Genomic DNA, 10,374 nt, shown 5'->3' on the forward strand with positions numbered 1-10,374 from the left:
GAACTCTTTGTGGACGATCACAAAGATCCACCTCACTGTCCGATTCCCGTCGCCAGCGACAGGTCAGCGGCCTGCTCTGCTCCCAAGCGGACCGAGTTCGAGCCGGTTGCCCATATCTATCTCGAACCGGCCGTAGGGGTTGACGTGGGTCCAGAACAGCGGGGACAGGGCCCGCCGGTCGGCGTCGGTGAGCCGCTTCTGCCACTCTTCCTCGCCCAGAATGTCCTGGAGGAGCAGCGTGTTGACGTGCACCAGCGCGGACTGGAGCGGGTGAAGGGCGAGCATGGAGACCTCCTGGGACTCCTTGTCGGAGCCGGTCAGGTCGCCGTCCTTGCCGTAGAACAGGTCGTGGTTGGCGGAGTTCCAGTTCTCCACGACCTGGAGCCCGTCGTTGATCTCGCGCCGCAGGCTGGCGTCGGCGAGGTAGTCGCAGATGAACGCGGTACGTACCGCCCGCCCGAGTTCCTCGATCGCCCGGTACGTCGGATGCTTCGGCCCGCCGCGGGTGAAGCGCCGCAGGACCTGCTCGGCCTCGGCGGTGCCCAGGTGCAAGGCGGTGGTGTACTTCACGATCTGGTCGTACTGCTGGCGGATCAGGTCCCAGTCGATCGTCTTGGTCGACAACACCGGCGCCAGGTGCGGCCACTTCCCGCCCTCTCCGGCTGCCGGCCGGTACAGCCGTGCCGAGCCAACGTTCTTCAGCCTCGGGAGCAGGTTGAAGCCGAGCATGTGGGAGAAGGCGAACCCGACGGTGGAGGCGCCGTGCGTGTCCGTGTACTGCCGGTCGATCTCCACGTCCGTGCAGTGCCGCAGCACGCCCTCGATCATCGCGGCGACCTCGGAGGCCAAGCACGACTTGAGCTGGCTGTAGACGCACAGCGACTTCTTCTCGACGTGCCAGTAGATCATCACGCCGGGGCCGCGGTACTGCTGGTGCCACTCGGTCATGCAGTTCGAGGACCAGGAGCCGAACTTCTTGGAGTCGCTTGCGCAGGCGGTGCCCTCGCCCCACCACGCCTGGTCGCGGGCGGCAAAGGTGGCGTTGACCAGCCGCACCAGCGCCGCGCGCAGGTTGGTCCGGTTGACGAACAGGTGCCGCACCCGGCGCAGGACGGCCTCGCTCTCGCCGTGCTTGCCGGTGACCGCGACCCGCTTGATCCCCATGTTCGTGCCCAGCGCGAACAGCACCAGCAGCAGCCGGCGCCGCAGCACCGCCTTCGGGACCGCCTCCCTGGTGGCCACCGAGGTGAACTCGGACGTGAAGCCGGTGGCGAACTCGGCCTCCTTGAGGATGTCGATCAGGTCGATGGTGCCCCAGCGGCGCTCGATCTCCGCCTTCAGCGCGACCAGGCTCGTAGGCTCCTCCTGCTTGCCCAGCGGCGAGACCACCTACGACGGCTTCAACGCAATCGACAGCACGCTTTTGGGGGGCAGGGCTTGATGGACGGCCAACGCGAGCGCCTGGAAACGATCGGCATCGTCGCCCTGCCACGCGCCGGAGTAGGAGACGCCCGGAAAGGCGTCCACGGGCGTTTCAGGGGCCTTTGAGCGGGGCATGGGCGGGGGCCCCTCGCGCAGTACAAGTACAAGGCGCGCACGGGCTCGGTGACGGTGCTCAAGAGGTCATGAGGAAGCGGTGGTGGTGGGCGACGAGGAGCACCTGGTGAAGCTCGCCGTGTTCCTGTTCAACACCAAGACCCGCCGCGCCAAGCTCACCCCGCCGCCAGGCTCGCGGTCCTCGCCGCGCTCGGGCTGGAGTGGGCCGCGACCTGACGGGACGACGCCGGTGCCCGCGGTGAGCGTCGTGTTCGTTCCTGCGGCTACGGGCCGGCCTGCTGGCCTTCGGAGATCTCACCGCAGCAGCACGAGAGGCAGGGCTGGGGAAGTATCACATGTGTCTGATTCGCTTGGCCGTAGCCGGCTGGGCGATGGACGACAACTACAAGACTCCGCTCGTCGAGGCTGCCATCGAAATGAGAAGCCGATCGGTCCGGCCCTCCTCGAGCAGGCGGTCGTGGAAGTCGGTGAGCACGCTGTGGTGGAAGCCCGGGTCGTAAAGATCGAGGCCGAGCGTGTACTTGAAGTCGAGGCGGCAGCGCACGCGCCTCGGCGGCGTCGCGGTCGGCGAGCCCGAGCAGGAACTGCAGCACGCTCACCGTGGCCAGCTGGGCGGGCGAAAGCCCGGGATGCCCGTCGCGTGGGTACCAGTCGACGAAGTCCTCGTCCCTCCACAGACCGAGACGGTCGCGCACCCACATTGCTGTCGTCCCGGCCGGGTTGCTGGCACGCGCCATTCGCGCGGTCAGCGCCGGGACCTCGGCACCTGGACGGGGACACACCGACATCTCGCACTCCGGCAGTCTCACGGGCCACATACGCCCGCGAGACTGCCGGCCCACCATGATCACCGGCAGGCGAACACCAAGATCCCCGACAGAGTCGAGACCCCGGAACAGGGCGGCACCAGGAAGTCAGGAGTGTCACTACGGAGAGGCTGTCGGTGGCTTTTGCTGTGGGATCGGCAGTGTCGCCGCGTTCACTTCTGGTGTTTGGAGGAGTCGTACACGACCTTGCCCTGTGTGTTGTATCCCCGGACGACGGCCTGGGGAGCAGGCCAGCTCTCTGGAATGTCAGGTTCGGCTTGTACCAGCTCGGTGTGAGTGAACCAGACGCCTGCCGTAGTTCGGGCGTCGTGTTCCTTCTGGCCGGGGTACTGGATGGTCACGCGTGCGACGTCGGCGGTGTACCGGCCGATCTGGACTTCGCCGTAGACCGCGTGGGTGTCGCTTTCCCCCGCTGGGAACATGGTTCCGTGGCTGTATTCGGCAGTCACAGGGCGCGCGGGCTGGTATTTGTCTGCCGGGGAGGGCCAGGCTTGTCGGCCGGAGGACAGGCGGGCGTCCGGGTTCGGGATGAAGCAGGCCACCAGCTGCTTGTGAGGGCTCGTGCCGACAATCCAGGTCGATGCTTCGCGGTCCGTCGTGTGGCGTAAGCCGGAAACTGCGATGGCCGGACGATAGGAGCGGACCGGATCGGTGAGCTTCGGAGGGCGGGGGAACCCGGAAGCCTCGATGTCTCCGGTGGAGATTGCCTCAACGCAGGAGGTCAGCTCGCGCTGAGCCTGGTCGGTGGGCAGTACCCGGGCTGAGCCTGCGGTAGTGGGCCTTGTGGTGTGGGGGAGCGGGTGGAAGGCAGCGATCGCGCCGGCGGCGAGCACTACTGTGGCCGCGATGACGACCGGGGTCCATCGCCTGGCTCGGCGTCTGCGGTCGGACAACAGGGCCGGAACGGGAGTTTCGGCAGCAGCACTCTCTCGTGCAGCGTATTCGGGCATGACGACTCCTATCACTCAAAAGGGATCAGTGAAACAGTGGGGCGGGCAGCATTGAGACAGGCGAGCCCGGGTCATCTGGCGGGCTTGTTTGGCTGGACCAGCCCGCTTTCATATGCGAAAACGACAGCCTGGGTGCGGTCGCGGAGACCGAGTTTGACGAGAATGCGGCTTACGTGTGTTTTAACGGTCTGCTCCGCAATGAAGAGCCGAAGTGCGATTTCCGCGTTGGACAGGCCTTGCGCGAGACGGCACAGAACCTCTGTCTCGCGTTCGGTGAGGTTCTCGATGCGCTGCATACGAGGACCATGCGGGCCGCCGAGGCGGGTGAACTCGGCGATGAGACGGCGCGTGACGGTAGGGGCGAGCAGTGCCTCGCCGGCGGCGATGGTGCGCACGGCGTCGCACAACTGCTGAGCGGAGGCGTCCTTGAGGAGGAAACCGCTCGCTCCGGCGCGCAGTGCTTCGTAGACGTAGTCGTCGAGATCGAAAGTGGTCAGAATAAGAATCTTGGGTACGGTGTGGCCACGGCCTAGGGTGAGATCGTCCTGGGCTGGCTCACTGCCGCCAGTCTGCAGGAGGCGTCGGGTGGCTTCCAGGCCGGTCAGTCGTGGCATGCGGATGTCCATCAGCACCACGTCGGGAGACAGTTCGGCTACCTTGACCAGAGCTTCCTCGCCGTCTTGGGCCTCGCCGACTACCGTGATGTCCGGTTGGGTGTTGAGCAGGATGGCGAAGCCCTCGCGGACCATGGCCTGGTCGTCAGCGATCAGGATGCGGATCGGTTGTTCGGCCATCACTGCTCCGGGTGGCGGGTCGCGGGAAGGGATGCGGTGACCTCGTATCCGCCGTCGGGCAGGAGCGTGGCCGTGAGCTCGCCTCCGAGGACAGTGGCGCGCTCTCGCATGCCGAGCAGTCCATGGCCACTGCCCGAAGGCGGCTGCATGGGTTGTCGGGCGGGACCGTTGCGCACCGACACAGTGACCGATTCCAGCACGTACCCGACCTCCACGCGGACTTCACAGCCCGGCGCGTGCCGCAAAGCATTACTCAATGCCTCTTGCACGATGCGGTAGGCCGCCAAATCGACCCCGGGCGGCAGGGGACGCGGTGTGCCGATAACGCTGGTCTCAACGGTGAGGCCCGCACTGCGGACGTTGTCCACCAGCTCATCAAGCCGGGACAGCGTCGGTTGCGGGGCGTCGTCCCTTCCAGCGCCGTCCATGGTGGGAAGACGGAGCACGCCCAGGACTGCCCGCAGTTCCGTGAGCGCCTCTAGGGCGTTCTCCCGGATGGTTCCAAAGCTCCGGGTGAGCTCTTCCGGAGGGGCGGAAACCCGGTAGGGCGCGGCCTCGGCCTGAATCGCGATGACGGACATGTGATGAGCGACCACATCGTGCAGCTCCCTGGCGATGCGGGCCCGCTCTTCCAGCAGTATCCGCTGAGAGCGTTCCTCAGCGGTAGCCGATTCTTGCTCAGCCAGCAGTCGACGGGCATCGTCCCTTCCTCGCAGCGCCGCCACCAGGACCATCGCGGTGCCCGACAGTGCCGCCACGACCAGCACATCATTCTTCCGAGGGTGTCCTCCGTCACCCAAGAGCAGGGCGAGAAGGCCACCGCACAGGACGGTGAGGGCCCACGCCTCGGCAGCCACCCGCGGCCTCACCTGCCGAGTCACAAGAACGAGCACCCAGATCTGGAGCACGACCCCGCTCTCCGTCCACGGGAATGACGCTCCTAGCCGGGGGTCGATAGCCGCGGCCGTGGCCACCGTGATCAGTAACGATCCCCACCAGCCCGCCAGTGGACGCTGCAGCGTGAGCAGCACACACCCGGCATGAGCAGCACCAAGCGCCATCCCCTCCGCACCGAGCCCGTGCCCACCAGCGAGTACGCCCGAAAGCAGCACCAGCCCGGCCAGGCAGGAAACCAGCAGGAACCGCCGCAGGCCCCGCACGCGCACCGGCTCCGTGAGCGGGGCCAAAGCCTCGCGGCTAAGCAAATCCCGGTAAAGGTCGCGTGCCACGGAACGGCAGGTCTCCAGACCAGCAGTGATAGACGAATTCACGTTGCAAACGCTAGAAGCGTCCCGCCAGCTTGTCGTCACCATGAAAGGTGACCCGCCGCGTAGCTCCCAAGAGCTACCGGAGTAGTCCGCTGTCGGAGGCAGCCCCGCCCGGAAGGTAGAGCGGACAGCCGCTGGCCACCATTCAACTGGTGGCACGCGACCCGCCGTCGCCAGCCGGCGCGACCGATCCGAGCGGGGCAACGTAGAGCGGGCCACCTGCGCGTGACAGCAACGCACTGTCGTCCGGATTCAGCAGCCACGCTTGAACAGCACGGAGAACAGGCCCGGGTACTCGCGGGAACACACGAAGACCCGCGCTCTCGCCGAGCGAGCCATGGCCACCCTCAGTAGGTGCTTTTCATTCCGGTGCCGACCGCCGCGAACCCGCCGGCATCGCCGCCACGGCGGCGCCAACGTCGGGGGTGTGTGCGTCGCGCACCAGCCTGCGTAGCATGCGTACGCGCAGAGCCTCCCGATGATGACGCATGGTGACCTACCCTTGACCCTGTGAAGGATCGCGGTGGACCTGTGGTTCACCCCGAGAGCGGGCCCGCCGGGGCGGGACCCGCGTCGCGGGGGGTGCTGGAGGGAGCTTTCCGGCTGCTGGACGCGTTACGGGACGCGGGCGAGGCGGGGCTCAGCCAGCTGGTGCGGCAGACCGGCCTGCCGAAGGCGAGCGTGCACCGGCTGCTGCGGCAGCTGCGCGAACTCGGAGCGGTGGAGCAGCGCGATGGCGTGTACTGCGTGGGGCCGCACCTGTACTGGCTCGGCCAGTCGTGGCGCCCCGACACCGCGCTGATGGAGGCGACCCGTGGCCCCGTGCAGCGGCTGGCTCAGGCCACCGGAGCGTCGATCGGGGTGGGGGTGCGCGCCCACGGCCAGGTGTCGCTGGTCAGGGGAGTGCCGGGGGAAGTCGCCTCCCAGGCGCCGATGGGTCCGGGCCTGGCCTGGCCCTCGTGCACGGCCGCGGCAAGGGTCCTCCTCGCCTGGGACGCCTCGCCCCGCCTGGAGTGGAAGAGCGCGATGTCGCCCGAGGAGGGCGAGCAGATCCGCCGGTCGCGCGCGGCGTTCGACCGGGAGGAGATCGTGCCGGGCGTGGCCTGCGTCGCAGTGCCGATCATGCATCCTTCCCGAGACGACCCGATCGCGGTCCTGGCCGCCGTCGTCGGTCCCGCGCAGCCGTTCGGCCGGCTCACGGCGCTCCTGCACCGGGCGAGCGAATCGATCACCTCCGTCCTGCCCGCCCTACGGCGGGAAGTCTGAGCGGGTGCGCGGTCCGCTGAGCGGACCGGGCCGTCGCGCCACCGCGGCAGCACGCGCCACCATCTTCCCTATTGGCGAACGGGGGAGAACGAGATGACCAGGAAATTCGGCAAAGCGCTGGCGAGCGGCGCCTTCATCGTGGCGGCCGTCGCGTCGACAGCCTTTTCCTGCACCAGCGGAACCACGTCCGGTTCCGACCAGAACGGGGCGGGCAGGCAGGCGACCTCCCCGCGGCCCACCACGCCGCAGCCCCATCACACGACGTCGGCACCCCCTCCCTCCCCAGAGTGGACGCCGTCCGGACCCGCGAGCGTCACGACGTGCGGCACGGTGGACAACGGCTACCAATGCGCCGTCCACGGCGAGGGCTTCAAACCCGGCGAGATCGTGGACTGGACGAACGTCGACACGAGCTCCAGGAACAGCGAACTCGCCGACTCGCACGGCAATGTCGACTTCAATCACGTCGTCTTGGACGCGCCCGGCGTGACCATCACCGTCCGGCTCCACGGGGAGGAGTCGGGCCAGGAAGCCACTGGCACCTGGACGCTCACCTGACGCCGGTACCCGCCGGGGCGCCCCGGCGGGCCGGTGGACATCACCGCGGTGCGGGTCTCTGTACGGTGGGTCGCCGCGTACGGCAAAGACCCGTCCGTGCGCGAGTTGGCCGACGCGGTCGGACTGTCCCCTTCCACGGTCAGCCACCACCTGACCCCGGATGCGGGCCGCGGGCACCGAGGTAGCCACCCGGGTGGCGCAGCCGCGGGTGCCCGCACTGCGGCCGCTGAGACCGTGACCCGTGACGGTGCGGGGCTGGCGTCGTTGATAGAGCACCCCCGATCCGGGCCTGCAGGGATCCTCACCCTGCAGGCCCGGTGTGGGCCCCCAGTGCGCTCGCCGGCGAGGCCGCCCGGGAGATCGCAGACCGGTGTCGCCAGGAGAGCGTGCCTTCCGCGTGCGGGCGCCCCCTACGCTCGGCCTGCGGCCACCGCACCGGTCATCCGTTGCCCCCCACGTTGACCACCGGTGGCCGCACCGCCCCTGTGCGGCGCGGAGGCCGCCGCCGACGCGCAAGAGACACCAGGCCCTCCCGATCCCCCGGCAGCACGCCCGCCCCGCCCCGCCCGTCCCCTTCACCTTCTCTTTCCTTCTGGTCCTGGGGCGCGAGGGGGTGTGCAGAGGGGGATGTCGGCCTCCCGACCACGGCTGCACCCGCATGGTGACCTGCGAATACGCCGCCCACCGTGCGGGAGGGTGCGGGCAGTTGCGGGAGGGGATGACGGCGGGGTTGTCGGCCAGGTCGGGGGTGGTGTTGTCGCATCGTGACCGTGGTCGGGCCTTCACGGTCAGCGTTCCGGTCGGGGCCCGCTGCTGGCGTGGCCCGTACACGCGATGCCGGACCAGGGCGGCGTCGCACCGTACGGGAGCGGTCGACGATGACGGATGTGGACGCGGGCGGCGGGGACCGGCTGGCATTGGCGGTGCTGACGCAGTACCGGATGGCGACGACGCAGCAGATGCATCTGATCATCGCGCCCGGGGTGCGGATCGAGCAGACCCGGCGCCGGCTCGCCAAGCTACGGGCGCAAGGGCTGGTCGACCGGATCACCCTGCCGCGGGCCGGGCGGACCCGGGTGTGGTTCCCCACCGACTACGGCGCAGCGGTTGCCGGTGAGTGGCCGGAACTGCGGGGCCGGCGACCGCCGAGGAAGGTGGCCGATCCCACCGCGGTCCGGCTGCGCACCGGGCACGGGCTCACCGTGACCGAGACCGCGCTGGCCTTCCTCCAGGACGCCCGCCAGCGCGGCGACGTGTGCCAGCCCTTGGACTGGATCCCGGAAGTCCACCACCCCGTCGGGGGCGGGGAGGCGGTCATCCCGGACGCGGTGCTCTACTACAGCCGCCACGGCAGTACGGGGGCGATGCTGCGGGCGTTCGTGGAAGTCGACCGGGCCACCATGGGCCCCGAACGCCTGGCCGCCAAACTCACCGCCTACACCCGACTCCACACCTACCTGCCGCAGCCCGTCGGCCGACGACCGGGATCCCACCAGGAGGCAGATCAGGCGTGGCGGCGCACCTACCCGCTCTTCCCGCGGCTGCTGTTCGTCCTGGACGGTACTGGTCCGGCTGGCGTGGAGAACCGCATCAGCGCCCTGCACACCGCATCCAGAAACCTGTCCGTCGCGGCGTTCCTGCGGGAAGTACCAGCCATGGCAGCACCGCTGGTCGACCTGCTGCACGACGGACCCTCCGCACCCGTCTGGCGCCCCGTCCTCGACCCTCACCGCAGGATCGGCTGGATGCACACCCGCACGTCATGAACACGCAGCCGCGCAGGCTCGCGTAATTGCGCCGTGCAGACCCCCGACCATGAGCCCGGCCACGAGAGCGCACACCCCCACCACAGACTCGACCACGCAGGCCACCGCACTGCACAGTGACTGCGCAGCCGATTGCACAGCCCGCTTCCGCTGGACGCGGGTCTGCACAGCCCGACGCACCCGGCAATCTGTTCTTCGGCCGCATCTGAACTCGCCCTTCACGGCGTACGCCAGTTCGGCCGGACGCCTCCCACGGCCGCCCCTGGAGTCCCCCAGCGAGCGGCCGTCGCCGTACGACGGACCCCTCCAGCCGACCGTCTTCCGGCAAAAGGCGCCGATCACAGTACGCGCCTCGTTCGCCGCGCTCCACTCCGCTGTAAAGTCACCGGCCGGCCAGCGCCAGTTGCGCACCAGACAGGCGGCCACCTCCGCTACCTCCTCCGGCCTGGCGAAGACCCTGCGCAGCGGTGCGAGGGAGCGGATCGGAGCGGCAGGGCGGCTGACCGCGGTCCGGGCGTCGCGCCAGCCGGTGTCCTCGCTCCAGTCCCGGAAGCCTGCCTCCGGGACTCTCTCTGTCCAGGAAGTCCTCACCCCGCGCCGAGAAGCACAGGAGTCATGGATTGCCGGACTGCGAAACGCTCTGCGCGAGCTGACCCACCACGTCCAGTACTCCCTGGCCGAACGCCGTGGGAGCAACCAGTACCCCGAAGACCAGCACGATGACGACGGTCAGCTTCTCGTCGGACCGGCTGCGGGCCTGCGTACGCCGGCGCAGCCGCACAACGATGATGACAGCAAGCAGAACCGCCACGTTGATCGACAGCAACATCCGCCGGTCCTCCCCCTCGGGTGCGGACAGCCCACCCTCCTATGTAGCCCAAGCCACTGCTGGCGCAAGCGTGCGTCACCGAGAGTTGGCGGCAAAACGCTTCTGCACGACCGGATCCCAAGCAGTCGACAACGCGTCCCACCCCCACCACCCCGCACGCGGCGGAACACGAGGATGCCCGGCACGGCTCCCCCGTCCCGCCAGCCGCCCTTACCCGCTTCTTGCAGGCCCGGGTGGGGGGCAGACAGAGCAAAGTAGGGTCCCGTCCTGCCGGGTTCTCACCTTCCAGACACTCCACCGCGGCACGCGCCTGCGCGACACTTCAGATCGCCGCCTGCGGATAGCGCTGACATCGGCGCCCGCACTGCGACCACTAACCGGCTGTCATGCCGTGTACTGGCGTGGATCGTGACGATAGCGGTGTACGGGAAGGAACCCTCGGTGGGTGAACTCGCCGCGGCGGTCCGGAAGATTTCAAGTCCAGTGAGACGGTCGTGACGCTATGAGGTTTGTGGTGTGGGGTCCTTGCGCTTGGCTGGGTCGTTGATCCATGCCCGCT

At 68.7% G+C, this 10,374-nt stretch carries 11 protein-coding genes; 4 read left to right on the forward strand and 7 right to left on the reverse strand.

Going from position 1 to position 10,374, the window contains the following annotated elements; all coding sequences use genetic code 11:
• Window positions 1–63: 63 nt before the first annotated feature.
• From ACWCQK_RS38150 to ACWCQK_RS38175, 6 genes are all read right to left on the reverse strand, one after another.
• The gene (locus ACWCQK_RS38150) at window positions 64–1,389 is read right to left on the reverse strand and encodes a transposase (RefSeq protein ID WP_451163236.1); all 1,326 of its coding nucleotides are present in this window, start codon (window positions 1,387–1,389) and stop codon (window positions 64–66) included.
• Window positions 1,390–1,557 carry a hypothetical protein gene (locus ACWCQK_RS38155; RefSeq protein ID WP_451163238.1) on the reverse strand — a complete coding sequence of 56 codons (168 nt, stop codon included), beginning with the start codon at window positions 1,555–1,557 and terminating at the stop codon, window positions 1,390–1,392.
• Window positions 1,558–1,939: 382 nt separating this feature from the next.
• Entirely contained in the window at window positions 1,940–2,101 is a 162-nt protein-coding gene (locus ACWCQK_RS38160; RefSeq protein ID WP_451163240.1) for a transposase, read from the reverse strand.
• A 435-nt stretch (window positions 2,102–2,536) separates the two neighbouring features.
• Complete coding sequence (locus tag ACWCQK_RS38165; protein WP_451163242.1) at window positions 2,537–3,334, reverse strand: hypothetical protein; 798 nt, start codon at window positions 3,332–3,334, stop codon at window positions 2,537–2,539.
• Window positions 3,335–3,405: 71 nt separating this feature from the next.
• The gene (locus ACWCQK_RS38170; RefSeq protein ID WP_451163244.1) at window positions 3,406–4,128 is read right to left on the reverse strand and encodes a response regulator; all 723 of its coding nucleotides are present in this window, start codon (window positions 4,126–4,128) and stop codon (window positions 3,406–3,408) included.
• Window positions 4,128–5,399 (reverse strand): sensor histidine kinase, encoded by a 1,272-nt coding sequence (locus tag ACWCQK_RS38175; protein ID WP_451163246.1) that lies wholly within the window; start codon window positions 5,397–5,399, stop codon window positions 4,128–4,130. The genes ACWCQK_RS38170 and ACWCQK_RS38175 overlap by 1 nt, the downstream gene beginning before the upstream one ends.
• A 579-nt stretch (window positions 5,400–5,978) precedes the next feature.
• On the opposite strand from ACWCQK_RS38175, the gene ACWCQK_RS38180 reads away from it, so the two are divergent.
• The 4 genes from ACWCQK_RS38180 (at window position 5,979) to ACWCQK_RS38195 (ending at window position 8,986) form a co-directional block, all read left to right on the forward strand.
• Window positions 5,979–6,662: an IclR family transcriptional regulator gene (locus tag ACWCQK_RS38180; protein WP_451163248.1), complete on the forward strand. Its 684-nt coding sequence runs from the start codon at window positions 5,979–5,981 to the stop codon at window positions 6,660–6,662.
• Window positions 6,663–6,755: 93 nt separating this feature from the next.
• Entirely contained in the window at window positions 6,756–7,220 is a 465-nt protein-coding gene (locus tag ACWCQK_RS38185) for a hypothetical protein (protein ID WP_451163250.1), read from the forward strand.
• 96 nt (window positions 7,221–7,316) lie between these two features.
• Window positions 7,317–7,682 carry a helix-turn-helix domain-containing protein gene (locus ACWCQK_RS38190; protein WP_451163256.1) on the forward strand — a complete coding sequence of 122 codons (366 nt, stop codon included), beginning with the start codon at window positions 7,317–7,319 and terminating at the stop codon, window positions 7,680–7,682.
• 416 nt (window positions 7,683–8,098) lie between these two features.
• On the forward strand, window positions 8,099–8,986 hold the full coding sequence (locus tag ACWCQK_RS38195; RefSeq protein WP_451163252.1) for a replication-relaxation family protein: 888 nt from the start codon (window positions 8,099–8,101) through the stop codon (window positions 8,984–8,986).
• A 613-nt stretch (window positions 8,987–9,599) separates the two neighbouring features.
• Here the strand turns inward: ACWCQK_RS38195 and ACWCQK_RS38200 are convergent.
• A complete protein-coding gene (locus ACWCQK_RS38200) occupies window positions 9,600–9,815 on the reverse strand; it encodes a hypothetical protein (RefSeq protein WP_451163254.1) in 216 nt (71 codons plus the stop codon).
• Window positions 9,816–10,374: the final 559 nt, after the last annotated feature.

It is taken from the genome of Streptomyces sp. NPDC002306 (assembly GCF_053593435.1).

What these genes read in the sequence shown, in the direction of transcription:
- ACWCQK_RS38155 (WP_451163238.1), bottom strand. Translation starts at nt 1,557, where the DNA reads ATGCCCCGCTCAAAGGCCCCTGAAACGCCCGTGGACGCCTTTCCGGGC.
- ACWCQK_RS38165 (WP_451163242.1), bottom strand. Translation starts at nt 3,334, where the DNA reads ATGCCCGAATACGCTGCACGAGAGAGTGCTGCTGCCGAAACTCCCGTT.
- ACWCQK_RS38170 (WP_451163244.1), bottom strand. Translation starts at nt 4,128, where the DNA reads ATGGCCGAACAACCGATCCGCATCCTGATCGCTGACGACCAGGCCATG.
- ACWCQK_RS38185 (WP_451163250.1), top strand. Translation starts at nt 6,756, where the DNA reads ATGACCAGGAAATTCGGCAAAGCGCTGGCGAGCGGCGCCTTCATCGTG.
- ACWCQK_RS38195 (WP_451163252.1), top strand. Translation starts at nt 8,099, where the DNA reads ATGACGGATGTGGACGCGGGCGGCGGGGACCGGCTGGCATTGGCGGTG.
- ACWCQK_RS38200 (WP_451163254.1), bottom strand. Translation starts at nt 9,815, where the DNA reads ATGTTGCTGTCGATCAACGTGGCGGTTCTGCTTGCTGTCATCATCGTT.